Genomic DNA, 24,061 nt, shown 5'->3' with positions numbered 1-24,061 from the left:
CGCTCTCCCCGGTCGTCATCGAAGGCCCGCATCGGCGAGTTCGGCATCCGGGTTCCGAGCACCGAAGGCGCCGCGGTAGCGAGCGGCGGGATGCCGTTCCGGCAGCCGGTCGCCGGCGCCGAAGAGCTTCTGCCGAAGACTGCCCTCGCGGTATTCGCGCTGGGCCAGTCCCCGGTCCTGGAGCACCGGGATCACGTGGTCGACGAATTCCTCGTACGACGTCGGGATCTCGTAATTCACGAGGTTGATGCCGTCGACCCCGTGCGCCTGCCACCCGGCGAGACGGTCGGCGATCTGCTCGGGAGTGCCGACGATCCGGAGATTGGTCGCCGTGTAGTGCGCGACGTCCCGCAGCGTGGCCGGACGATCGGTCACGACGTCCTTGATCCAACCGATGATCGACTGCACGCCCTCGGTCCGGATCTCGCCGACGGGCGTGTCGAGATCGTCGGCGCCGAAGTCGATGCCCAGGGCCCCCGACAGGTGGGAGAGCTGCGCGTCGTAGTCGATCCACTCGTCGAGTTCGGCCGCCTTGCGCTCGGCCTCGGCCTCGGTGGAGGCCGGGACCACGTACAGGCCCTGGAAGAACTTGAGGTCGTCCGGGCGGCGTCCGACGGCGACCGCCCGTGCCCGGATGTCGGAGGTGTCGCGCTGCGCCGCCGCCGGGTTCGGGGACTGGATGAACACCGCTTCGGCGTTCTTCGCCGCGAAGTTCCGGCCCGCCTCCGAGGCGCCGGCCTGGAACAGCAGCGGGGTGCGCTGCGGGCTCGGGCTGACCAGGTGCGGCCCCTCGACCGCATACCGCTCACCGACGTGATCGATGCGGTGCACCTTGTCGTAGTCGGCGTGGATGCCGCGCTCCCGGTCCTGGACCAGGGCGTCCTCCTCCCAGCTGCCCTCCCACAGCTTGTAGGTGACGTCGACGTACTCGTCGGCCCAGGCATAGCGTTCGTCGTGGGCGGTGAGACCGTCCAGACCGAAATTGCGGCTGGCGTTCGGCAGATAGTTGGTGACGATGTTCCAGGCGATCCGCCCCTCGGCGGCGTGGTCGAGAGTCGAGATGCGGCGTGCGAAGTTGAACGGGTGTTCCTGCAGGATGCTGGCGGTGAACGCGATGCCCAGATTCTCGGTGGCGTAGGCGAGCGCGCTGGCGAGCACGCTCGGATCGTTGCTCGGCACCTGCAGACCGGCCTCGAAGTATTTGCGTTCGTCACCGCGGTAGGGCGCGTACAGGCCGACGACGTCGGCGAAGAAGATCGCGTCGAAGCGGCCCCGTTCGAGGGTCTTCGCGAGATCCACCCAGTGGTCGAGGTCGTTGAAATCGGTCTGTCGGGCCGACGGCCGACGCCAGGTGCCCTGGATGATGTGGCTCGTCGTGTTCATGACGAAAGCCGAGAAGTGCAGTGGTCGAGTAACAGCGGTCGCGCTCATTTCGGGTGAACTCCTGACAGATCAGATCTAGGTGACCCGGTCAATGTACGGAGACGAAACGAATTCCCGCACACTTGAATTCACCGCGATTCTGAAAAATGAAACCGCAGGTGGAGAAGGTTTCGAGAAGAATTTATTTATGAATCAGGGTGGGTGAAAAATTGATTTCCGGAGAACGTCGAGGCGACCCGGGGCCGGAGCCGCAGACCCCGGGCCTGCGGGACACCGGACGGATACGGGCCGTCGAAGACGCTGTGTCCTCGACGGCCCGTATCGGCACGACGTCTCGCGGAGACTCCGAGTTCTACTCGGCGAAGGCCTCCACCGACGGGCAGCTGCACACCAGGTTCCGGTCGCCGAAGGCGTTGTCGATGCGGCGCACCGACGGCCAGATCTTGGCGCGCGCCCCCGCCGACGGCAGGCCGGCCGGGTAGACGGCGGTCATCCGGTCGTAGCCCCTGTCCCATTCGGCGGCCAGGCACTCGGCGGTGTGCGGGGCACCGCGCAGCGGGTTGTCGTCGACGGTCCAGGTCCCGTCGGCCACCTTGGCGATCTCCCCGCGGATGGCGATCATCGCGTCGACGAAGGCGTCGAGCTCGGCCAGGTTCTCGCTCTCCGTCGGCTCCACCATCAGGGTGTTGGCCACCGGGAAGCTCATGGTCGGCGCGTGGAAACCGTAGTCGGCGAGGCGCTTGGCGACGTCGTCGACGCTCACCCCGGTCGCCTTGATCAGGTCCCGCAGGTCGAGGATGCACTCGTGCGCCACCCAGCCGTCGGCGTCGGTGTAGAGCACCGGGAAGTGTTCGGCGAGGCGTCGTGCGATGTAGTTGGCCGAGGCGATCGCGGTGAGCGTCGCGGTGCGCAGGCCCTGCGCGCCCATCATCGCGATGTAGGCGTAGGTGATCGGCAGGATCGACGCCGAACCGTAGGGCGCCGCCGAGATGGTGATCCCGGTGTCGGGGAGCTCCGGGGCCAGCGGATGGCTCGGGAGGAACGCCGCGAGGTGTTCGCGCACCGCCACCGGGCCGACGCCGGGGCCGCCGCCGCCGTGCGGGATGCAGAAGGTCTTGTGCAGGTTCAGGTGCGAGACGTCGCCGCCGAACCGGCCCGGGCGCGCCAGCCCGACCAGTGCGTTCAGGTTCGCCCCGTCGACGTAGACCTGGCCGCCGGCGTCGTGCACGGCCGCGCAGATGTCGGTCACCTCGTCCTCGAACACGCCGTGCGTGCTCGGGTAGGTGATCATGATGCCCGCCAACTCGTCGGCGTGCTTCTCGATCTTGGCGCGCAGGTCGTCGGTGTCGACGTCGCCGTTCTCCCGGCAGCCGACCACCACCACGCGCATGCCGGCCATCACGGCCGAGGCCGCGTTGGTGCCGTGCGCGCTCGACGGGATCAGGCACACGTCGCGGGCGTCGTCGCCGCGGGACAGGTGGTACCTGCGGATCGCGAGCAGACCCGCGTACTCGCCCTGCGAACCGGCGTTCGGCTGAGACTGACCCGGTCGTAGCCGGTGATCGCCACCAGCCAGTCCTCCAACTCGGTGATCAGCGCGCGGATACCCTCGGTGTCAGCGGCCGGTGCGAACGGGTGCAGGCCGCCGAACTCGGGCCAGGTGATCGGCTCCATCTCGGTGGTCGCGTTGAGCTTCATGGTGCACGAGCCCAGCGGGATCATGCTGCGGTCGAGCGCGATGTCCTTGTCCGAGAGCATGCGCAGGTAGCGCAGCATGGCGGTCTCGGTCCGGTACAGGTGGAAGGCCGGGTGGGTCAGGTACGACGACGTGCGGTTCTCGATGTCGGCGCTGAACATCGCGACCTCCTCGTTCCCGCCCAGGACGTCGAGCACGTCGGACACGTCGCCCTCGGTGGTGGTCTCGTCGCAGGCGATGCCGACGCGGTCGGCGTCGATCAGGCGCAGGTTGATGCCCTTCTCGGCCTTGGCCGCGGCCACGATGCGTTCGGCCTCGCCCGGCACCTCCACCACGACGGTGTCGAAGAACTCCGCGTGGGACACGGTCCGGCCGGCGCCGACGAGGCGATCGGCGAGGTCCGCGGCCCGGGCGTGGACGCGCTCGGCGATGGCCTTGAGGCCGGCGGGGCCGTGGTACGACGCGTACATGGCGGCGACGACGGCGAGGAGCACCTGCGCGGTGCAGATGTTGCTGGTGGCCTTCTCCCGGCGGATGTGCTGTTCGCGGGTCTGCAGCGAGAGGCGGTAGGCCCGGTTGCCGTCGGCGTCCTTGGAGACGCCCACCAGGCGGCCCGGGAGCTGGCGGGTGAGCTTGGCGGGCACGGCGAGGTACCCGGCGTGCGGACCGCCGAAGCCCATCGGCACACCGAAACGCTGGGTGGTGCCGAAGCACGCGTCGGCACCCTGCTCCCCGGGCGGGGTGATGAGGGTGGCGGCGAGCAGGTCGAGTCCGACCGCGACCAGGGCGCCGCGGTCGTGGGCGGCGGCGATGATCGGCGCGGCGTCGACGATCCGTCCGCTCGCCCCCGGCACCTGCAGGATCACGCCGAAGAAGTCGCCCTCGGGCAGTCCGGCGTCGGCGGCGGCGGGATCGAGCACGGCTTCGACCACCTCGATGCCCAGCGGCTCGGCCCGCGTCTCGATCAGCGCCCGGGTCTGCGGGAACAGGTCGACGTCGACGACCAGGCGCGCCGACTTCGACCGGCCCGCGCGGCGCAGCAGGGTCATGGCCTCGGCGGCCGCGGTGGCCTCGTCGAGCATGGAGGCGCCCGCCACCTCCATGCCGGTGAGGTCGGCGACCATGGTCTGGAAGTTCAGGAGCGCCTCGAGGCGACCCTGGCTGATCTCCGGCTGGTACGGGGTGTAGGCGGTGTACCAGGCGGGGTTCTCCAGGATGTTCCGTTTGAGGACTGCCGGGGTGAGCGTGTCGTAGTAGCCCAGACCGATCATGCTGCGGGCGACGGTGTTGCGACCGGCGAGTTCGCGCAGGCGCGCGGTGGTCTCGGTTTCGGTGCGCGGGGCGTCGAGGACGGCGAGCGCGCCGTCGGGGTCGGCGATGGACGACGGGACCACCGCGGCGGCGAGGTCGTCGAGAGAGGCGACGCCGAGCACCTCGAGGATCCGGGCGGTCTCGTCGGCGTCGGGGCCGAGATGGCGGGCGGCGAATTCGGGCAGCGGGAATGCGGTCATGGCGGGACGGCCTCGTCTCGTCTCGTCCGGCGCATGCCGGATCGTCGGCCCTCCCCCTCTGTCATATCGCGGCGGGCGCGATGCCTGAGAGATTCGGTACGCGGGCCGGTACGGCGCACGACACCTTTCACCGTGGGCGGACGGGCGGACCCATCGCTTTCCAGAGACGCCGACAGCTGCCACGGTCCGGGTGCCTGAGAGTTTGACGGAGAGGTGTTGCTCCTTCGGCGGCCCCTTCCGGGGCGCTCTCCCGCAGCGCAGCGACGTGCGCTCAGCATACCGGACGGTTCAGGACGCCTAACCGGTGCGGCGTGAGCGGTTCTTGCGGCGGGCGGCCAACTCGTCTTCGGGGGCGGCCTCCACCACCGCGCCGTCGGCGCGCTCGCCCGGGAAGTCGACGATGGTCCCGGTGAGTTCGCGCATGGCGCCGGAGACGGCGATGCCGAACACGCCCTGCCCGCCTCGGAGCAGGTCGACGACCTCTTCGGGGGACGTGCACTCGTACACCGTGGTGCCGTCGGAGAACAGCGTGATCCGGGAGAGGTCCCGGACGCCTCGATGCCGCAGATGATCGACGGCGACGCGGATGTTCTGCAGGGAGATCCCGGTGTCGAGGAGCCGTTTGACCACCTTCAGGATCAGGATGTCCTTGAAGGAGTAGAGCCGGTGACTCCCGGAACCCTGGCCGCTGAGGATGGACGGCACCACGAGCGAGGTCCGGGCCCAGTAGTCGAGTTGGCGGTAGGTGATGCCGGCGATCTGGCACGTGCTGGGAACCCGGTAGCCGACGAGGTCGTCGGGCACGACGTCGTTCGGGAACAACCCCGGTGCGATGTCTTCGGGATCACCCGGGACGGGCGCGGTGGTCTTCGCGTCAAGCACGGCCTGGTCCTCCGCACGCAGATCGGACGGCTGATCGCCCACGTTGACTCCCTCACACGATGTCGGACCGGCGATTCGGGTCCCCCTTTCAGGGTACTCCGATTCCGGCGGCGGATGACTCCGAGCACACGACGCTCGGTGTTGACATCGAAATTAGGGACTCGGGACTCCCGAGACAACGCGACGCGCGGGTAAGTCTCAACCTAAAGTTGAGGTGTAGGTCTCCGGTGACCGGACCGTGACCTCACCGTGACCCTTCGACGGGGCTCAGGGATCGGTACCTGAGGCTCAGGGGGCGGTACCTGAGGCTCAAGGGGCGGCATCCGGGACTCAGGAAGCGGTATCTGAGACTAGAGAGGCGTTCCCGAGACGCAAGGCTCAGATTCTGAGACTCGATCGATTCTGAGACCGAGGATCGACACGGGAGGCGCGGGGAGCGATGTCGGAGACGCGGGGACCGACTCCGCGGGTCGGCCCTCGGGCCCGCGGAACGACGTCCGGCGGCGATGATCGCGGCCGGGGTCAGGACGCGTCGGGGCCGAGGAAGTCCTCGGGAGAGACCTGATCGAGGAACTCGCGGAACGCTTCGAGCTCCTCCTCCGTGGGAGCGGCGTCCTCGCCGTCGACCTCGTCGTCGGGCATGGTGAGCCCGGCATCGTCGAGCACCTCGTCACTCGCGACGATGGTCGCTCCGACCCGCATGGCCACCGCGATCGCGTCCGAGGGCCGCGCCGAGACGACGGCGCCCGAGGAGAACGTCATCTCCGCGTAGAACGTGCCCTCCTGCATGTCGACGATGCGGACCTGCGTGAGATCCTGATCGAAGGCGGCGCAGAGGTTCACGATCAGATCGTGGGTGAGCGGACGCGGCGGCTCGATCCCCCGCTGCTGCAGTGCGATCGAGGCCGCTTCGCTCTGGCCGATCCAGATCGCGAGGTACCGGGCCCCCTCGGTCTCCCGCAGCAACAGCACCGGCTGATTCTGCGGAGCGTCCACGCGGATTCCGACGACGCGCATCTCACCCATGGTCCACCCCTGTCTTCAGCACGGCCCGCGATCTGCGAACCGGTCGATCAGTCCAGCACGCCGCGGACGGCGGCCTTCACCAACTGAGTATGCAGCGTCACCGACAGCGCCGCCATCTCGCGGATCAGTTCCTCGGCACGATCCCGTGCGCCGGTGCCCTTGCCCTTGGCGATCGGGTTGGCGATCTGGGCGACGAGCCCGGCCTCGCGGTCGGCGCTCACCTTGAAGGCCCGCAGATGGCGGGTCTCCAGACCGAAGTTGGCCAGGGCGGCCGCCGCCTCGACCAGGCGCACGGCGTCTTCGTCGAAGAAGCCGCCGGGCCCGGCCGAGAGCAGGTTGTTGCGCATCAGTTCGGAGATGAACGCCGAGTCGACCCCGGTCCGCTCGATCAGCGATTCGCGGGACACCCGTCCCCCGCGCTCGGAGAAGTCGGTGGCCGGCGCCACGGCGCTGCGCGCCGACGACAGCAGCCGGGTGCCCGGCGCCTCCGCCTGCGAGGCATCGATCGCATCGAGCTGCTCGCGGATCACCTTCAGCGGAAGGTACCGGTCACGCTGAGCGGTGAGCACGAAGCGCAACCGCTCGCAATCGGCATCGGTGAACCTGCGGTACCCCGAGGGCGCCCGCTGCGGCGTCACCAGTCCCTCCGTCTCCAAGAACCTGATCTTGGAGATGGTGACGTCCGGGAAATCCTCACGGAGGATCGCCAGGACGGCACCGATCGACATCGACCGTTTTCCCGATTCCTCCCGACCGGCCGGGTCCGGGAGCACTTCGTCTACGCGTGCAGCGTTACCCATCACAGCTTTCTCAAGGATTACTCGCCGGCCCGCGGCCCGGACAGGAAGACCAGACGGAACTTGCCGATCTGCACCTCGTCGCCGCTGGACAGGGTCGCATCGTCGACCGGCTCCCGGTTCACGTAGGTGCCGTTCAGGCTGCCCACGTCGACGACCTTGAAATCGCTGCCGGACAGGCGGAACTCGGCGTGCCGACGGCTCACCGTCACATCGTCGAGGAAGATGTCGCTGTCGGGGTGGCGCCCCGCCGCCGTCGTCGGCTGATCGAGCAGGAAGCGCGATCCCGCGTTGGGGCCGCGCTTGACCACCAGCAGCGCCGTGCCGGGCAGCAGACGCTCGACACCGGTGTCGCTGGGCTCCGGGGTCGTCGCCGGCGCGTCGATCTCCTTGATGAACTCTTCGCGGAAGACCGAGGTGGTCTCCACCGGGGCTTCAAAACCGTCGTCGTTACCGCTCACCACAACTCCTTCGCCGACCCGAGGGCCGGTCCGTCAGCATTTGAAATCCTTGCGTGTGAGGCTCGTCGTTGAGCTCACCCGCAGTTATCTGTCTCACTTAGAGAACCTACCGGTTCTCGCCCGTCGCCGTCAGCGAGTCGCCGACGTCGGGGCTCGACATGAATCCTACTGCCCGGCACCGACTGTCCCGAGCACACGGGGGCGGATCCACCCATATCATGCCCCGTGAACGGCTCAGTCCGCGATGACCTCCCGGTATCCGTCGGCGTCGAGCATGGCCGCCAGCGACGCATCCAGGTCCGCATCGTCGGCCACCGTGATCTCCAGCAGCCAGCCCTCCCCGTACGGATCGGAGTTGACCAGTTCCGGGGCCGCGTCGACGGCGTCGTTGATCGCCGAGACGACGCCGGCCAGCGGGCCGTAGATGTCCGAGACGCTCTTGTGCGACTCGATCTCGGCGAACGACTCGCCCTCGATCACCTCCGAGTCGACCTCGGGAAGCTGCACGAAGACCACCTCGTTGAGCGCGTTCTGCGCGAAGTCGGTGACCCCGATGCGCACCGTCGACGGTCCGACCCTGCGCACCCACTCGTGCTCGGCGGTGTAGCGCAGGTCCTCGGGGATCTGGGTCTCGGTCACGGGTCTCACCTTTCGGACGGGCGCCGCGGGGGCGCCGGCGGTCGTCGATCTCGGGGCGCGCGATCGGGCCGCACGCAACGCTTGAACTCTATCGGGCGCCGTCGCACTACGCGGCGGTAACCCTCGGCATCCGCTGCACGACGGCCGCGGTCTGGATCCAGTACAGGACCAACGACCACGCGTACAGGGCCACCCCCCAGATCAGGAACGCCCACCCGATCGGGTACGTGACGTCCCCGACGAGGCCGTCGATCTGGCCGGTGAGCAGCCACGGGAACGAGCTCATCAGCGCGAAGGTCGCCGCCTTGCCGATGTACAGCGTCGGCAGCGCGGTGACCCCGCGGCTCTTGAGCAGCGGCGCCGTCGCGAAGAGCAGCAGGTCGCGGGCGATGATCGTCCCGATGATCCACCACGGGACGTAGCCCTTGAGGCCGAAGCAGATCGGGATGATGATCACGTAGAGACGATCGGCGGCCGGATCGAGCAGCGCACCGATCTTCGACGACTGATCGAGCCAGCGGGCCAGCTTGCCGTCGAGCCAGTCGGAGACGCCGGAGGCGAACAGCACGACGAAGGCCCAGCCCGGCGAGTCCACCGCCATCAGCAGCCAGATGAAGACCGGGATCAGCGCCAGGCGCATCAGGCTCAACGCGTTCGGCACCGTCCAGAAGCGGTCGGTGCGCGTCGGTCCCGTCGCGGCGTCGTCGGTCACTGGAAGATACCCGCGATCCCCTGCATCGCCTGCGCGCCGGACGAGAACTGGTTCTGGTGCACCAGATAGGTCCAGGTCATCGTCGAGCGGTGCAGGTCGGCGTCGGCCAGATCGGCGCCGTCGTTCGTGATCGTGACCGTCGTGAAGGTCGTGCGCGCGGCGGTGAGCGCCTCCTCCACGATCTCGGTGAACTCAGCGAAGATCAGCTTGTGGAACTCCTCCAGCGGGCTCTGCCGGCCGAGGGCCCGGAGGTGGATGCTGGCCTGGACGTCGGAGACGTAGGCCAGGTGGTCGGCCCAGGCGCGGTCCAGGTGGTACAGGACGATCTGGCGCGCGGCCTCGGCCATCGCGTCCTCGGTCACCGGCTCGACGTCGTCGGCGGGCTCGGTGAGCTCGGCCCAGCGTTCGGGCTCCAGCTCCTTGAGCTCCTCGGCGGCCTCGTCGGTCTTGAGGATCTTCATCCGCCGCCGCACGATCGCCTCGCGCTGCTCGTTGACCTGCTTGTTGAAGTTCCAGGTGTCCGCGTGCAGCGCCAGCATCGCGGACTCGGCGACGCGCTGGGCGTGCTCGACGGTCTCGATGCCCTTCGGGCCGAGCAGTCCGTCGGGTTCGGTCGAGACGATCTCGCGCAGGTTCGGCAGGTTCTTGGCCACCAGCGGGTCCTCGAGGCTGGAGAAGAACACCGACCGGCCCGGGTCGCCCTGGCGGCCGGCGCGGCCGCGGAGCTGATTGTCCAGGCGTTCGGTGTCGTAGCGGCCGGTGCCGACCACGCAGAGTCCGCCGAGTTCCAGGACCTCGTCGCGGGCGTCGTCGTCGCCGTCGGAGCCGCCCAGCCGGATGTCGGTGCCGCGACCGGCCATCTGCGTCGACACCGTCACCGCGCCCTTGCGGCCGGCCTCGGCGATGATCGCGGCCTCCTCGGCGTCGTTCTTGGCGTTCAACACCACGGCCTCGACGCCCGCCCGCTCCAGGAAGTACGCGAGCTCCTCGGACTGGGCGACGTCGTGCGTGCCGATCAGGATGGGCTGCCCGGTCTCGTGGACCTCGGCCACGAACGTCACGACGGCCTCGACCTTGTTGGCCTTGGTGTCGTAGACGCGATCGGGCTCGTCCTCGCGGATGTTCGGCGCGTTGGGCGGGACCTGGGAGACGCCGAGGTCGTAGAACTGGCGGAACTGCTCGCCGGCGGCCAGGGCGGTGCCGGTCATGCCCGCGATCGTGGGATAGCGGCGGATCAGCGCCTGCACGGTGATGGTGTCGATCACCTCGCCGGCCTCGGTCAGCTCCAGCCCCTCCTTGAACTCGACCGCGGCCTGCACGCCGTCGGGCCAGCGCTGCAGCCGGGCGACGCGGCCGCGCGAGGCGTTGATCAGGTGCACCCCGCCGTCGCGGACGATGTAGTCGACGTCGCGTTCGAGCAGGTAGTACGCGTACAGCGCGACGTTGACGTGCACCAGCGTGGTGCCGACGTGCTCGTCGCTGTAGAGGTCGATGCCGCCGAGAGTGCGTTCGACGAGTTCGGCGCCCTCCTCGGTCAGGTGGACGTTCCGGCCGTCCGGGTCCACCTCGTAATGCTTGTTCTTCAGACGCGCGACCACGTCGAAGATCGCGCTGTTGGGGATCGCCGCGGGAGTGGAACCGGCCAGGATCAGCGGCACCAGCGCCTCGTCGACCAGCACCGAGTCGGCCTCGTCGACGATCGCGACGTCCGGCGTCGGGGCGACCAGGTCCTCGGCGCGCAGCACCAGGTGGTCGCGCAGCACGTCGAAACCGATCTCGTTGACCGAGCCGTAGGTCACCGGGCACGCGTAGGCCTCCTGGCGCTCGTGGGCGGTCGACTTCTCCGCCAGCGCACCCACCTTCACGCCGAACAGGTCGTAGAGCGGCCGCATCCACTCGGCGTCGCGATTGGCCAGGTAGTCGTTCACCGAGATCACGTGGACCGAACGCCCGGACAACGCGAAACCGATCGCCGCGATCGCGCCGGTGAGCGTCTTGCCCTCACCGGTCGCCATCTCCACCACGTCGCCTTCGAGCATCCGGAGCGCACCCTGCAGCTGGACGTCGAACGGCCGCATCTCGAGCGCCCGGGCGCCGCCCTCCCGGGCCAGCGCCAGGAACCTGGCGCGGCCGCCCACGGTGGTGACGTCCAGTTCCGCTGCGGCCTCGGCGAACTCGTCGTCGGTCAGTCCCAGCGCCCACTCGTCGTGTTCGGTGGACTCGGTGATCAGTTCCACCGACTTCGACTGATTCCGGGTGGCCTGAGCACCGAGCATCCGCCACATCGCGTTCGTGAACTTACCCATCGGTCGCTTTCCCACTCCTCAGCATCGCCCGGTCTCCGGCCGTGATCCCGGCCGGAGACGAATCGTGATCTACCGTACGCGGGTCGTCCGGATCCGGTCGCAGGCTCCTGGACTACCGTGGGATCGGTGAGCGCACATCGCACGTTCGTCCGTCTCGGCGCCGCCCTGGCGCTGACCTCCACCGTGGTTCTCAGCGCCTGCGGTTCCGACCCGGCCGAGGCCGCCCCGGATCCGTCGACCCTGAACGACAAGACCTACGTCTCCACCGCGGCGTCGAACGCCGGGATCCCCGGCGGCGGCCCGCTCGAGGTGACCTTCTCCCCCGGCCGGATCTCGGCGACCGCCGGCTGCAACCGGCACAACGGGACCGTCGCGTTCGACGGCGACGTCCTCACCGCCGGGCCACTGGCCGCGACGATGATGGCCTGCCCCGGCGCACGCGGCGCAGCCGACGGCTGGCTGTCGTCGTTCTTCGAGGCGCCCGTCACCTGGTCGTCGTCCGGCGACCGGCTCACCCTGAGCCGGGACGGCCGGACCGTCGAGCTCGCCGAACGCGTGAACACCGCCCTGACCGGCACGGAATGGACGGTCGAGTCGCTGGTGCGGGCGTCCGGGATCGAGTCGTCGGTGGTCCTCGAGCGAGTCACTCCGCGCCTGCGGATCGGCGGGGACGGCCGCGTCACCGGATTCACCGGCTGCAACGACCTCACCGGCACGGCGAAGGTGACCGGCGACCGGATCGAGTTCACGTCCGTCTCGGCCACCGAGAAGACGTGCGACGACGAGGTGAACCGCATCGAGAAGACGGTCCTGGACACCCTGCGCGGCGCGGCGACCTACCGCATCGACGGCCGGACCCTCGCCCTGACCAACGTCGCCGACCCCGCCGTCGGACTGCGCCTGCGCACCTCCTGAGCGGTCCCCGCCCTCTCCGTCCTCCTCACCGTCCCGCCACCGAAGGACTCCCCATGCCTCCCCTGATCGATCCCAAGCCGGACGTCACCGTCACCGTCACCGGAGCGGCCGGCACCATCGGCTACGCCGCCCTGTTCCGGGTGGCCGCCGGCGCGATGCTCGGCCACGACCAGGGGGTGCACCTGCGCCTGCTGGAACTGCCCGACCGGGTCGCCGCCGCCGAGGGCATCGCGATGGAACTCGACGACTGCGCCCTGCCGCAGCTCCTCACGGTCGACGTGTTCGACGACCCCCGCGCGGCCTTCGCCGACGTGAACCACGCACTGCTGATCGGCGCCAGACCACGCAGCAAGGGCATGGAACGCGCCGATCTGCTCTCGGCCAACGCGTCGATCTTCGCCGCGCAGGGGCGGGTGCTGAACGACGTCGCCGCCGCCGACGTGCGCATCACCGTCGTCGGCAATCCGGCGAACACCAACGCGGCGATCGCCGCCCGCCACGCCCCGGACATCCCGCGGTCGCGGTTCTCGGCGCTCACCCGCCTGGACCACAACCGCGCCGTCGCGCAGCTCTCCTACCGCGCCGACACCCCGGTCAGCGAGATCGACGGCGTCACCATCTGGGGCAACCACTCGGCCACCCAGTACCCGGACGTCTTCCACGCCCGGGTGGGGGACGTGCACGGCACCGAACTGGCCCGGGACCGCGAGTGGCTGGAGAACGACTTCATCCCGACGGTCGCCCAGCGCGGTTCGGCGATCATCGCCGCGCGCGGCGCGTCGTCGGCCGCCTCCGCCGCCAACGGCACCATCGATCACGTCCACGACTGGGCGCTGGGCACCCCCGGCGACGGCTGGACCTCGGCGGCCGTCGTCTCCCCGGGCGCCTACGGGGTGCCCGAGGGCCTGGTGTGCTCGTTCCCGGTGCGCTCGCGCGGCGGCGAGTGGGAGATCGTCGAGGGCCTGGAGATCAACGACTTCTCGCGGGCCCGGATCGACGCCTCCGTCGCCGAGCTGCAGGCCGAGATCGCCGCCGTCGACGCCCTCGACTGAACCCGGACGCCGACGGATGCCGACACCACCGCTACTCCTCCCGTATCAGCTCCATCCGCTTCTGGCCCTGCCCACCGAAGTCTCCTTCGGCGAGTGGACCCGCGCCGATCTCGCCCGGGTGTGCGCCGAGGCGGGGTGGTCGGCGTCGTCGAAGCCCACGCGTCTCCCCGTCGACGTCACGACGCCGTCGCTCCTGGGCGGTCGGATCCACAGCACGTTGTACTCGACCGACCAGGTCCTGTGCCTGGACCTGACCCTCGGACACGGCGTCTCGGCCACGGTGTTCCACCAGGTGGGCACGGCGATCAGCGAGCATTCTCGGGTTCGCGGCCCAGCTGTTCGGCGGCCTCGGTCCCGGCGGCGAGGCTCCCGGGGCCTTCCTCGGCTGGCGCCTGGACCGGGACCACCTCACCGAGCTCCGGCGCCGCGACCCCGGTGAACAAGACTCCGGTGAACGAGACTCCGGCAGACGCGGGTCCGCCAGACGCAGGTCCGGCAGACGCGGGAAGGCAGACCGGGCCGCGCAGGGGATCACCTGGTTCCTGATCCTGTTCGGCGATCATCTGGTCCTGCGCATCGCACCGACCGAGGTCTACGAATACAACTGGGACTTCGTGACCAAGGGCTACTTCACCACCGGCGACGAGACCATCCCGCTGTGGATCGCCGACCGCCCCTCCGACGTGGATGTGGACAGCATGTTCCGGCCCGGCGGCTGCGTCGCCGAGACCTGGTCCGACCTCACCGACGGCATCGACGACACCTTCGCCTGCCTGGCGCAGACGCTGACGGTGTTCGGCGGCAGCGTCTCCTGGTCGCTGTACGACGCCGCCGACGGATTCCTCCGGCTGATGACCTCCGTCGACCGGAACGGCACCCTGTCGCTGACCGTCGTCACCATCGCCCCGGGCCTCGCCGACGAAGCCACCCTGAAGTCCCTCGGTTTCGCCGAACCCGACGCACACGACCCCGAGCTGTTCACGCGTGCCGGCCCCGCCGCGGTTCCCGAGTTCCGCAGGTGGGCCGCCCGCACCGTCACCGAGGTGCTGCGCACCTCGGGTGTCGCCCTCCCCGACACCTGCCGGCAGGAGGGTCCGCTCTCGGAGACGAGCTACACGAACGAGTACTTCAGCGGGAACCTGTTTCAGATCTGGGGTTTCGGCGTCCCGGAGAGTTGGGACTGAAGTCCCTGCCCCGAGACCCCGTTTCCGGACGTCCTTGCCGGACACGGAATCTCGTCGCGACGTGTTCGAGTGCTCCGGCTCGCAGATCGCGCCGGTCGATCTAGGATTGGACCATGAGTAAATCGAAGAAGAACGACACGGGCGACAAACTGTCCAAGCAGGCGTACGAGACCGAACTCTTCCGCCTGCAGACCGAGCTGGTCGCACTCCAGGAATGGGTCCGGGCCACCGGAGCCCGCGTCGTCGTCGTCTTCGAGGGCCGGGACGCCGCGGGCAAGGGCGGCGCGATCAAGCGCATCACGCAGTACCTGAGCCCCCGCATCTGCCGCGTCGCCGCGCTCCCCGCGCCCACCGACCGCGAGAAGGGCCAGTGGTACTACCAGCGGTACGTGGCGCAGCTGCCCGCCCCCGGCGAGATCGTGCTCTTCGACCGCTCCTGGTACAACCGGGCAGGCGTCGAGAAGGTGATGGGCTTCTGCACCCCCGAGGAGCACACCCGGTTCCTGCGCCAGACCCCGATCTTCGAGCAGATGCTGATCGACGACGGCATCCTGCTCCGCAAGTACTGGTTCTCGGTGTCCGACGCCGAGCAGCTCCGCCGTTTCCGCGCCCGCCGCGACGATCCGGTGCGTCAGTGGAAGCTCTCGCCGATGGATCTCGAATCGATCTACCGGTGGGAGGACTACTCCCGCGCCAAGGACGAGATGATGGTGCACACCGACACCATGGCGAGCCCGTGGAACGTCGTCGAATCCGACAACAAGAAGCACGCGCGCCTCAACATGATCTCGCACCTGCTCTCGACCATCCCGTACGAGAACGTGCCGTCGCCGGAGGTGAAACTGCCCAAGCAGCCGCTGAAGACCGGGAACTACCACCGCCCGCCGCGGTCGCTGAGCAAGTTCGTGCCCGACCATGTCGCGACGCTGGTCGGCGACGCCGAAGACTGAGCCGCACACCTGTGAGCAGAACACCCGCCGTCGGGTTCTCGTCGTTCCGGCGAAAAGCCCGGCGAGCCTTCGAATTCCACGATCTCATCTACCTGGTCTGCCCGGCCGGATTCCCGAACTACGGGGACGAGTTGATCGCCGAGGCATGGCTCCGCTACTTCGCACGGCATCGTCCGCTCGCGACGGTGGTCGTCGACTGCAGTCGGGTCGGCAACGCGAATCTGGTCCTCCGCCAGGCGAATCCGCGCGCCGTCTTCGTCGACACCCTGTGGGAGCTGACCCGCTACGCCCACTCGGCACCCGACAACCCGGAGGTCGATCCCGAGCGCCCCTGGGAGTGGGTCGCGAAAGCGGCCAGCACCTACGGACCGGCACCGCTGTCCAGTCTCGGCGTCGAGATGCTGCTGCGCGCCAAGACCATCCACCTGGTCGGCGGCGGCTACGTCAACGACCTGTGGAGCGAGCACATCGGTCTGGTCGCCGCCGTGGCCGAGGTGTCCCGGGTCACCGGGGCCCGGGCCGTCGCCACCGGCCAGGGCCTGATGCCTCCGCTCGAGGGCGAGGCCCGCGAACGGCTGGTGGCCGACGCGGCACGGTTCGAGGTGTTCGACGTCCGGGACCGGCCGTCGCTGGATCTGCTGGGCGATGCCCCCGGGGCCGTGCAGAACGGCGACGACGCCTGGCTGTCGCCGCGCATCCAGGCGCCGGAGCACTCGGTGAAGCAGACCGGCGAGGTGATCCTCTGCGCGCAGAGCGACCTCACCGAGGACTTCCGCCGCGGCGGGCTGCGCGGCGCCGAAGCCCTCGCCGACCTGCTCACCGCCACCCTCGACGAGTGGGAGGTCCCCGGGAACCGGGTCACCGTGGTCGAGGCGATCCCCGGTCTCGACCTGGCGATACCGGATCTCATGGGGTCCCGTCTGGAGGGGGCGCGCCGACTCACCTTCCACGACATCTGGCGCGACGGGCTGCCGTCCGGACGCGGCGGCACCTGGCTCTCCACCCGCTTCCACCCGCACCTGCTGGCGGCCGCGGTCGGCGACTCCGGGGTCGCGATCGTGCCGAAACCGGATTATTACGACACCAAGCACGTCTCGTTGACGGCCGCCGGGAGTCACTGGACCCTGCTCACCGACGGCGAGCAGGTCCCCGAGTGGCCCACCGACGGCGGTTTCGCCCACCTCGCCGCCGGGGCGGCGATGGAGCGCAAACAGAATCTGGCGAAGGACCTCTATCCAGGAGGCGTGCACGTGCACTAGTGTTGCTCGCCGTATGTGGATTGGAACACTAGAACTCGATTTCCTTCTCGGCGACGTGCACTCCCTCAAGGAGAAACGTTCCGTGGTACGCCCGCTGATCGCCGAGATCCGCCGCAAGTACGACGTCTCCGTCGCCGAGACCGACCACCGCGACCTGCACCGGCGCACCGGTGTGGGCGTGGCGGTGGTCAGCGCCGACCGCGAACACGTGGTGGACGTGGTCGGCGCCGTCGAACGTCTCGCGGCCAGGCGGCCCGAGGTGCAGTTGCTCTCGGCCCGCGCGCGGTACACCAGCTCCGAGGATCTGTAAGCGGTTCGAGAAGCTTCGACACCGGACTCCGCCGAACCCGCTCAGTGGTCGGCGGCGGAGGCCACGCAGAACTGGTTGCCTGCCGGATCGGCCAGGGTCGCCCAGCTCATGCCGGGCATGTCGCGCTCGGCGATCAGAGTGGCGCCGGCGCCGACCAGCCGCTGGACGGTGGCGGCGCGATCCTCGGCGACCAGATCCAGGTGGATCCGGTTCTTCCCCGGCGTCGGGTCGTCGACCTTCTGGAACGCCAGCAGCGGCACGCCCTCGCCCAGCGAGAGGATCACGAACCAGCCCTCGTTCTCTTCGAGCACGGTGGCGTCGAACGCGTCGCGCCACCAGGCGCTGAGTCCGGCCGCGTCGTCGGTGTCGACGGTGATCATCGCGAGTGTCAAGGCATGCGCAGTCATACGTGCATGCTACTCGAACATCCGTTCGCACACGAGGGATCGGGGTGGAGAGGTCTCGGCTCCGCCGCCGAAGCGTGCGGAGCCGAGACCTCCGGGGTCCGATCAATCGCGGCTATCGGCCGAAACCGGCGTTCCGCAGCGCATCGGCCATCGAACCGTTCGCCGGACGTTCCTGGCGCGCTCCCCCGCGGCCGCCGCGCTGTTCGCCGCCGCGCTGACTTCCTCCCCGTCGACTCCCCCCGCTCTGTTCACCGCCACGTCGACCGTCGCCGCCTCGGCCGCCCCGCCGGTCACCGCCGCGCTGTTCGCCCCGAGGCCGGCCGCCGCGGTCCCCGCCACCGCGGTTGACTCCCGCACGATCTCCCCCGTCACGGTTTCCGCCGCCCCGGTTGCCGCCGCCGCGACCGCCCTTGCGCTCGGCGCCGGGCTCGTCGTTCAGGCGCAGCGAGAGACCAATGCGCTGGCGGTCGACGTCGACCTCCATCACCTTCACCTTGACCACCTGGCCCGAGCGGACCACCTCGTGCGGGTCGGACACGAACTTCTCGCTCATCGCCGACACGTGGACCAAGCCGTCCTGGTGCACGCCCACGTCGACGAACGCGCCGAACGCGGCGACGTTGGTCACCACGCCTTCGAGCACCATGCCGGGCTCGAGGTCGCCCACCTTCTCCACGCCCTGCGCGAAGGTCGCCGTGGCGAACGCCGGACGCGGGTCGCGGCCCGGCTTCTCCAGTTCGGTCAGGATGTCGGTGACGGTGGGCAGACCGAAACGCTCGTCGGCGAACTCGGCGGGCTTCAGCGTGCGCAGCGTGCGGGTGTCGCCGATCAGCTCGCCGAGCGCCAGCCCGGTCCGGTCGAGGATCCTGCGCACCACCGGGTAGGCCTCCGGGTGCACGCCCGAGGCGTCGAGGGGGTCCTCGCCGTCGCGGATGCGCAGGAAGCCGGCGCACTGCTCGAACGCCTTCGGGCCCAGGCGCGGGACGTCGAGCAGGTTCTTGCGGCTGCGGAACGCGCCGACGCCGTCGCGGTGCGCGACGATGGCCTGCGCGAGCGTCGGGGTGACGCCCGAGACGCGCGAGAGCAGCGGCACCGAGGCGGTGTTGAGGTCGACGCCGACCGCGTTCACCGCGTCCTCGACCACGGCGTCGAGGCTCTTGGCGAGCGTGCCGGGGGTGACGTCGTGCTGGTACTGGCCGACGCCGATGGACTTCGGATCGATCTTCACCAGTTCGGCCAGCGGATCCTGGAGACGTCGGGCGATGGAGACCGCGCCGCGCAGCGAGACGTCGAGCTCGGGCAGTTCCCGCGAGGCGTACTCCGAGGCCGAGTACACCGAGGCGCCCGCCTCGCTCACCACGGCCTTCGCCGGCGGCGCATGACCGGCCTTGCGCAGGTCGCCGATCAGCTCGGTCGCCAGCGCATCGGTCTCCCGCGAGGCGGTGCCGTTGCCGATCGCGACCAGCTCGACGTCGTGCTTCGCCACCAGCGCGGCGAGCGTCGCCTTGGCCTGATCCCACTTGTTCGCGGGCTGGTGCGGGTAGATCGCGCACGTGTCGAGCACCTTGCCGGTGCCGTCGACCACGGCCACCTTGACGCCGGTCCGGAAACCCGGGTCCAGGCCGAGGGTCGGGCGGGTGCCCGCGGGCGCGGCCAGCAGCAGATCCTTGAGGTTGGTGGCGAAGACGGCGACGGCCTGCTCCTCGGCGCGGCTCTTGAGCTTGAGCCGGGCCTCGATGGTGGCCGAGATCAGCAGCTTGGTCCGCCAGGCCCAGCGCGCCGTGGTGGCCAGCCAGTCGGTGGCCGCGCCCGGCGCCGACCGGTCGATCCCGAGGGTCCGGGCGACCATCGCGATGTACTCCTCGTCCTCCCCGCCGTCGAACGAGAGCGTCAGCGCGCCCTCCTTCTCGCCGCGCAGCACGGCCAGCACGCGGTGACCGGGCATGGTCTCCAGCGACTCGTCGAAGGCGAAGTAGTCGCGGAACTTCTGGGCCGCGGCGGTGGCCGCCACCTGCTCGGACTTCGCCGCGGTGCCGAGCCGACCGCCGGCCCAGAACTTCTCGCGCACCCCGCCGACCAGTTCGGCGTCCTCGGCGGCCCGCTCGATCAGGATGTGCCGGGCGCCGTCCAGGGCGGCGCCCGCATCGGCCACGGCGTCGTTCAGGTACGACGCCGCCGCCTCCTCCGGGTTCAGCGACGGGTCGGCGAGCAGCGCCTCGGCGAGCGGTTCGAGACCCGCCTCGCGCGCGATCTGCGCCTTGGTGCGGCGCTTCTTCTTGTACGGGAGGTAGATGTCCTCCACCCGCGCCTTGGTGTCGGCGGCCAGCAGCGCGGCGCGCAACTCGTCGGTCAGCTTGCCCTGCTCGTCGATGGAGGCGAGCACGGCGGCGCGTCGTTCGTCGAGTTCGCGCAGGTAGGTCAGCCGTTCCTCCAGGAGGCGCAGCTGGGCGTCGTCGAGGCTGCCGGTCGCCTCCTTGCGGTATCGGGCGATGAAGGGCACCGTCGATCCCTCGTCGAGCAGGGCGACCGCCGCGGCCACCCGGCCCTCGGCGACCCCGAGTTCCTCGGCGATCCGGGCGTTGACCGACTTGATCGGCAGCGGGTTCACGTGCGTTGAATCAGTGGCAGACACCCGCGCAAGGCTACCGGCCCGGCCGCCGGACCCGCGATCCGCATGGCTCGGCGGTCACCCGGAAGCACGCCGCGGTACCCGGGATCGCGGCCCGATACGATGAGGCCATGGCCGACCCCGACGACGCACTGCCCGCCGCGTTCGACGCCCCCGCACCGGCGGTCCCGTCCGCCTCGTCCGCGGTGGAGGTGGAGAAGGCACGTGTGTCGCGCACCGGTGCACGGCTGGCCCGCGCGTTGGAGATCACCGGCCGCGGCCTGCGGCTGCTCGTATTCACCCTCGCCACGCTGGCCGCCCTCCTCGGCGCGGTGGCGATGCTCTCCGGGGCCCTGATCTGGCAGCACGCCGACCACTGGCGGTTCCCGACCGGCATCGTGCTCGTGGTGCTGCTCTGCCTCCCGGCGGTGGCCCTCCCGTACGTGGTCCACCGGCGACTGTCGCCGCTGACCCGGGCGATCGAACGGCCCGGCGTCCTGCTGGAGCAGACCAGGGACTACGTCGGCGACGTCCGCGCGGGCACCGAGATCAAGGACGTGATCTCGATCGCCGCGGGCCCGGACCGGGTCTGGAAGCCGCGCAGCCTGTGGCAGATGACCCAGCTGGTCACCGCGTTCACCTCGCGGGTCATGCCCGACCCGAAACGGCACCCGCTGCTGGCGGCGTTCACGCCGGTCTACCTCAAGACGCTCTGGCTGGTGGTGCTGGTGACGGCGTGGTCGTTGGTGGTGGCCGTCGTGGTCCTGGGCGGTTCGCTGCTGGCGATGCTCTTCGGCTGGACGCCGACCGACTGACTCCGACGAGCGGGGCGGTCGGCGTCGGTCGTGGGACTCAGCCGCGTTTGACGACGCCCGACTTCAGCTTCAGCTTCCCGAACCCCGGGACCTTCGCGTCGATGTCGTGACCGTCGCCGCTGTCCGGGATCAACCGGATGCCGGGGACCCGGGTGCCCACCTTGATGGTGCCGCCCCCGCCGCCGGAGATCTTGACGCTCTTGACCAGGATCACCGTATCGCCGTCGGAGAGCACGTTGCCCACCGCATCGCGCACGGCGGCCTCGGCGGAATCGTCCGCGCCGGTCTCCCCCGGCGCCCACTCGTGCGCGCACATCGAGCACACCAGGAGCGGACCCGACTCGTAGGTGTACTCGCTCGCGCACTCGGTGCAGGGCGGGAGTTCCGCGGTGTCGGCGGTCATGGTCGTCTCCTCGTCAGCGGTGCGGGCGGCTCGCCGTCGCCGAACGGCCGTCCGCCGAGCGCCTCGCGCCCGTGCGGGGTGTTCCAGTTCGCGAGGTCGGGGCCCTTCGGCACGATCCCGGACGGATTGATGTCGCGGTGGACCTCGTAGTAGTGCCGCTTGATGTGCGTGAAATCCGTGCTGTCGCCGAAGCCCGGCGTCTGGAACAGGTCGCGCGCATACGCCCAGAGCACCGGCATCTCCGAGAGCTTCTCCCGGTTGCACTTGAAGTGGCCGTGATACACCGCGTCGAACCGCGCGAGCGTGGTGAAGAGCCGGACGTCGGCCTCGGTGATCGTCTCGCCCACCAGGTAGCGCTGCGTCGCCAGCCGCTCGGACAGCCAGTCCAGGCGGGTGAACAGCCGATCGTAGGCGGCGTCGTAGGAGTCCTGCGAGCCGGCGAATCCGCAGCGGTACACGCCGTTGTTCACGTCGCGGTACACCAGCGCGTTCACCGCGTCGATGTCGTCGCGCAGCTCGGCCGGATACAGGTCGGGGGCTCCGGGCCGGTGGTGGTCGACCCATTCGGTCTCGAGATCGAGGGTGATCCGCGGGAAGTCGTTGGTCACCACGGCGCCGCTGCGCGTGTCGACGACGGCCGGGACGGTGATCCCCTTCTCGTAGCCGGGGATCCGGCGGAAGTACGCGTCCTGCAGCCGCGGGATGCCGAGCACCGGGTCGACGCCGCCGGGGTCGAGGTCGAACGTCCACGACCGGCTGTCGTGCGTCGGACCGCACACGCCCATCGAGATCGCCTGTTCCAGCCCGAGCAGCCGCCGCACGATGATCGCGCGGTTGGCCCACGGGCACGCGTACGACACCACCAGGCGGTAGCGTCCCGGCTCCACCGGGTAGCCGTCACGACCGTCCCGGGTGATGCGCGTCTCGATGTAGCGGGTGTCGCGCTCGTACGGCTGATCGGCCAGCACGTAGGAGCCCTGTCCGCCCGCGGCGGAATCGTCCCGGGACGTCATGACTACGGTGCGGCCGGCTTCTCCGGCGCCGGTGCGGCCACCGGAGGCTGCGCGGAAGCGGCTCCCGCGGGGGCGACGCCCGGATCGGCCGGTGCGTCGGCGCCCTCGGTCGCGACCTCGGCGACGGCCGCCTCGACCTCGTCGGAGACGTCGGCGAGCGCCTCGGCCTCCTCCTCGACGGCGCCTTCCAGCGCGCGGGACAGTTCGGCGGCGACGTCGATGTACCGGGCCTGGCGGATCTCCGGCTTGTCGATCTCCTCGGCCACGGTCTTGGCGATCACGTTGCGGATCTCGGCGTCGACCGACGCCAGGTTCCGGATGATCTCACCGCGCATGTTGCGGGAGGCCACGTCGACGAAGACGTCACGCGGGGCGGGTGGATCCACCTCGATGCGCAGTTCCAGCGGCTTCGCGCAACGCACGGTCAGCGGCAACGTGATGAGACCGTCGACGTCGTATCGGAGGCGGTCGAGCTTCAGGTCGATCAGCAGGCCGATGGCCAACGGAAGTCGCACGGTGAAGGTGATCAACTCGCCGACCTCGCGGGAGATCTCCGGCTCGGCGATCTTCACATCGGCGACGACCTTGACCATTCCGCCGGGGCCGGCCGGGAGCGGTCCGACCTGGAACTCCTCACCGGCGATCGTCGAGAAGGCATCGGCGATACGGTCCTCGGTCACCGCGATCTCGAAGAAGTTGCGGCCGAATTCTTCGTAAGAGAGGTACTCAGGCACTGCTACATCCTTACGCATAGGTCGCCGAATGGCGAAACATCGGTGAAAAATCCCTGATCAACGGCGCGGACGGTCCGACGCGGCGGGCCGCCGCGCGGGGCGCGGAGCACCGGGAGGGGCCCGTCGCACCCGTTCGGAGGCGTTCACCCGGATCACGGTGTCAGCGGCGGCCGATACGGTGGAACGATGACGACCCCCGACATCGTTCTGGCCCTCGATTCGGTCGACTTCGTGCGCGACGGCCGACCCATCCTCTCCGACGTGTCGTTCACCATGCGCACCGGCGAGCACTGGGCGCTGATCGGCCCGAACGGCGCGGGCAAGAGCACCGTGCTGAGCATTCTGCGGGGCCACCGCGCATCCCACGCGCGGCACCGCGACCGTCCTCGGGCACCGCCTGGGCACCGTCGACCTGCGTGAGTTGAAACACTCGATCGGGCATGTGAATCCGCGGGCATCCGGTGCGCTCGCCGCTGTCGGTGCGCGAGGTAGTCTTGACCGGCGCGACCGGCAGCAACGACCTCGTGCCGCGGTGGACGCCCGCCCCGGAGGTCGCCGCCCGCGCCGACGAACTGATCGCCCGGCTCGGCCTCGCCCCGATCCGGGAGGTCGTCTGGCCGCACCTGTCGCAGGGTGAGCGCGGCCGCGCACTGATCGCCCGAGCACTGCTGCCCGACCCGGGTCTCCTCCTCCTCGACGAGCCCACCACCGGGCTCGACGTGGCCGCGCGTGAGCAGTTCCTGCGGACCGTCGACGAGCTGCATCGGACGCATCCGGCGCTCACGACCGTGTTGGTCACCCACCACCTGGAGGAGCTCCCGGTGAGCACCACGCACGCGCTCCTCATCGGCGGCGGCCGGATCCTGGCCGACGGTCCCGCCGACGAGGTGCTCACCACCGAGCACGTCAGCGCCTGCTTCGACTACCCCATCGAGATCACCCGCCGGGACGGCCGTTGGCAGGCTCGCGCGCGCTGACCTTTTCTGCCCGTATGCTCC

21 protein-coding genes, 2 pseudogenes and 1 riboswitch are annotated in these 24,061 nt (G+C 69.8%); of the genes and pseudogenes, 8 read left to right on the top strand and 15 right to left on the bottom strand.

The genetic code is table 11. The annotated features are described in order from the left end of the window. Nucleotides 1-15: 15 nt before the first annotated feature. The 9 genes and pseudogenes from QM809_RS12845 to secA2 all read right to left on the bottom strand — a co-directional run bounded on the left by QM809_RS12845 (nt 16) and on the right by secA2 (nt 11,413). A complete protein-coding gene (locus tag QM809_RS12845) occupies nt 16-1,383 on the bottom strand; it encodes an LLM class flavin-dependent oxidoreductase (protein ID WP_415046151.1) in 1,368 nt (455 codons plus the stop codon). Between the two features lie 352 nt (nt 1,384-1,735). Next, nucleotides 1,736-4,590 (bottom strand): annotated as a pseudogene (gcvP, locus tag QM809_RS12840) (aminomethyl-transferring glycine dehydrogenase). Nucleotides 4,591-4,762: 172 nt separating this feature from the next. Beyond that, nucleotides 4,763-4,853: riboswitch (glycine riboswitch) on the bottom strand. A gap of 34 nt (nt 4,854-4,887) precedes the next feature. Beyond that, nucleotides 4,888-5,514 (bottom strand): MerR family transcriptional regulator, encoded by a 627-nt coding sequence (locus tag QM809_RS12835; RefSeq protein WP_415046150.1) that lies wholly within the window; start codon nt 5,512-5,514, stop codon nt 4,888-4,890. Nucleotides 5,515-5,994: 480 nt separating this feature from the next. Beyond that, on the bottom strand, nt 5,995-6,498 hold the full coding sequence (locus QM809_RS12830) for a bifunctional nuclease family protein (protein WP_415046149.1): 504 nt from the start codon (nt 6,496-6,498) through the stop codon (nt 5,995-5,997). Between the two features lie 47 nt (nt 6,499-6,545). Continuing rightward, nucleotides 6,546-7,226 carry a MerR family transcriptional regulator gene (locus QM809_RS12825; protein ID WP_415046148.1) on the bottom strand — a complete coding sequence of 227 codons (681 nt, stop codon included), beginning with the start codon at nt 7,224-7,226 and terminating at the stop codon, nt 6,546-6,548. 89 nt (nt 7,227-7,315) lie between these two features. After that, on the bottom strand, nt 7,316-7,759 hold the full coding sequence (gene garA / locus QM809_RS12820; RefSeq protein WP_415046147.1) for a glycogen accumulation regulator GarA: 444 nt from the start codon (nt 7,757-7,759) through the stop codon (nt 7,316-7,318). A 231-nt stretch (nt 7,760-7,990) separates the two neighbouring features. Continuing rightward, on the bottom strand, nt 7,991-8,395 hold the full coding sequence (gene gcvH / locus QM809_RS12815; protein WP_415046146.1) for a glycine cleavage system protein GcvH: 405 nt from the start codon (nt 8,393-8,395) through the stop codon (nt 7,991-7,993). 106 nt (nt 8,396-8,501) lie between these two features. Further along, nucleotides 8,502-9,107: a CDP-alcohol phosphatidyltransferase family protein gene (locus QM809_RS12810; RefSeq protein WP_415046145.1), complete on the bottom strand. Its 606-nt coding sequence runs from the start codon at nt 9,105-9,107 to the stop codon at nt 8,502-8,504. After that, the gene (secA2, locus tag QM809_RS12805) at nt 9,104-11,413 is read right to left on the bottom strand and encodes an accessory Sec system translocase SecA2 (protein ID WP_415046144.1); all 2,310 of its coding nucleotides are present in this window, start codon (nt 11,411-11,413) and stop codon (nt 9,104-9,106) included. The genes QM809_RS12810 and secA2 overlap by 4 nt, the downstream gene beginning before the upstream one ends. A gap of 126 nt (nt 11,414-11,539) precedes the next feature. Between secA2 and QM809_RS12800 the strand changes: the two genes are divergently transcribed. Next, nucleotides 11,540-12,328 carry an META domain-containing protein gene (locus tag QM809_RS12800; protein WP_415046143.1) on the top strand — a complete coding sequence of 263 codons (789 nt, stop codon included), beginning with the start codon at nt 11,540-11,542 and terminating at the stop codon, nt 12,326-12,328. 53 nt (nt 12,329-12,381) lie between these two features. After that, nucleotides 12,382-13,380, top strand: coding sequence for a malate dehydrogenase (locus tag QM809_RS12795; RefSeq protein WP_415046142.1), 999 nt, complete (start codon nt 12,382-12,384; stop codon nt 13,378-13,380). A 305-nt stretch (nt 13,381-13,685) separates the two neighbouring features. On the opposite strand, the gene QM809_RS12790 is transcribed toward QM809_RS12795, so the two are convergent. Next, nucleotides 13,686-13,823 carry a hypothetical protein gene (locus QM809_RS12790; RefSeq protein ID WP_415046141.1) on the bottom strand — a complete coding sequence of 46 codons (138 nt, stop codon included), beginning with the start codon at nt 13,821-13,823 and terminating at the stop codon, nt 13,686-13,688. A 171-nt stretch (nt 13,824-13,994) separates the two neighbouring features. Between QM809_RS12790 and QM809_RS12785 the strand changes: the two genes are divergently transcribed. From QM809_RS12785 to QM809_RS12770, 4 genes are all read left to right on the top strand, one after another. Then, entirely contained in the window at nt 13,995-14,564 is a 570-nt protein-coding gene (locus tag QM809_RS12785; RefSeq protein ID WP_415046140.1) for a hypothetical protein, read from the top strand. A gap of 113 nt (nt 14,565-14,677) precedes the next feature. Further along, nucleotides 14,678-15,514 carry a polyphosphate kinase 2 gene (gene ppk2 / locus QM809_RS12780; RefSeq protein WP_415046139.1) on the top strand — a complete coding sequence of 279 codons (837 nt, stop codon included), beginning with the start codon at nt 14,678-14,680 and terminating at the stop codon, nt 15,512-15,514. Nucleotides 15,515-15,525: 11 nt separating this feature from the next. Further along, on the top strand, nt 15,526-16,773 hold the full coding sequence (locus QM809_RS12775) for a polysaccharide pyruvyl transferase family protein (protein WP_415046138.1): 1,248 nt from the start codon (nt 15,526-15,528) through the stop codon (nt 16,771-16,773). A 13-nt stretch (nt 16,774-16,786) separates the two neighbouring features. Further along, complete coding sequence (locus tag QM809_RS12770; RefSeq protein WP_415046137.1) at nt 16,787-17,083, top strand: DUF503 domain-containing protein; 297 nt, start codon at nt 16,787-16,789, stop codon at nt 17,081-17,083. 41 nt (nt 17,084-17,124) lie between these two features. On the opposite strand, the gene QM809_RS12765 is transcribed toward QM809_RS12770, so the two are convergent. Together QM809_RS12765 and QM809_RS12760 are read right to left on the bottom strand one after the other, a co-directional pair. Then, nucleotides 17,125-17,490 carry a VOC family protein gene (locus QM809_RS12765; RefSeq protein ID WP_415046136.1) on the bottom strand — a complete coding sequence of 122 codons (366 nt, stop codon included), beginning with the start codon at nt 17,488-17,490 and terminating at the stop codon, nt 17,125-17,127. A gap of 112 nt (nt 17,491-17,602) precedes the next feature. Beyond that, a complete protein-coding gene (locus QM809_RS12760) occupies nt 17,603-20,122 on the bottom strand; it encodes a Tex family protein (protein ID WP_415046135.1) in 2,520 nt (839 codons plus the stop codon). 107 nt (nt 20,123-20,229) lie between these two features. Between QM809_RS12760 and QM809_RS12755 the strand changes: the two genes are divergently transcribed. Continuing rightward, nucleotides 20,230-20,913 carry a hypothetical protein gene (locus QM809_RS12755; protein WP_415046134.1) on the top strand — a complete coding sequence of 228 codons (684 nt, stop codon included), beginning with the start codon at nt 20,230-20,232 and terminating at the stop codon, nt 20,911-20,913. Between the two features lie 37 nt (nt 20,914-20,950). On the opposite strand, the gene QM809_RS12750 is transcribed toward QM809_RS12755, so the two are convergent. Genes QM809_RS12750 through QM809_RS12740 form a run of 3 tightly spaced genes read right to left on the bottom strand, consistent with a single transcriptional unit; the run spans nt 20,951 to nt 23,063 of the window. Beyond that, nucleotides 20,951-21,316 (bottom strand): zinc ribbon domain-containing protein YjdM, encoded by a 366-nt coding sequence (locus QM809_RS12750; RefSeq protein WP_415046133.1) that lies wholly within the window; start codon nt 21,314-21,316, stop codon nt 20,951-20,953. Next, entirely contained in the window at nt 21,313-22,329 is a 1,017-nt protein-coding gene (locus QM809_RS12745) for a glutathione S-transferase family protein (RefSeq protein ID WP_415046132.1), read from the bottom strand. Before QM809_RS12745 ends, QM809_RS12750 begins: the two co-directional genes overlap by 4 nt. 2 nt (nt 22,330-22,331) lie before the next feature. Continuing rightward, on the bottom strand, nt 22,332-23,063 hold the full coding sequence (locus QM809_RS12740) for a hypothetical protein (RefSeq protein ID WP_415046131.1): 732 nt from the start codon (nt 23,061-23,063) through the stop codon (nt 22,332-22,334). Between the two features lie 186 nt (nt 23,064-23,249). Here QM809_RS12740 and QM809_RS12735 point away from each other — a divergent pair. Beyond that, nucleotides 23,250-24,040 (top strand): annotated as a pseudogene (locus QM809_RS12735) (ABC transporter ATP-binding protein). Nucleotides 24,041-24,061 lie beyond the last annotated feature (21 nt).

Origin of the sequence: Gordonia sp. (in: high G+C Gram-positive bacteria) (assembly GCF_047600385.1) — a bacterium.
Classification (GTDB): domain Bacteria; phylum Actinomycetota; class Actinomycetes; order Mycobacteriales; family Mycobacteriaceae; genus Gordonia.
This window is presented reverse-complemented; position numbering and strand designations above follow the sequence as displayed.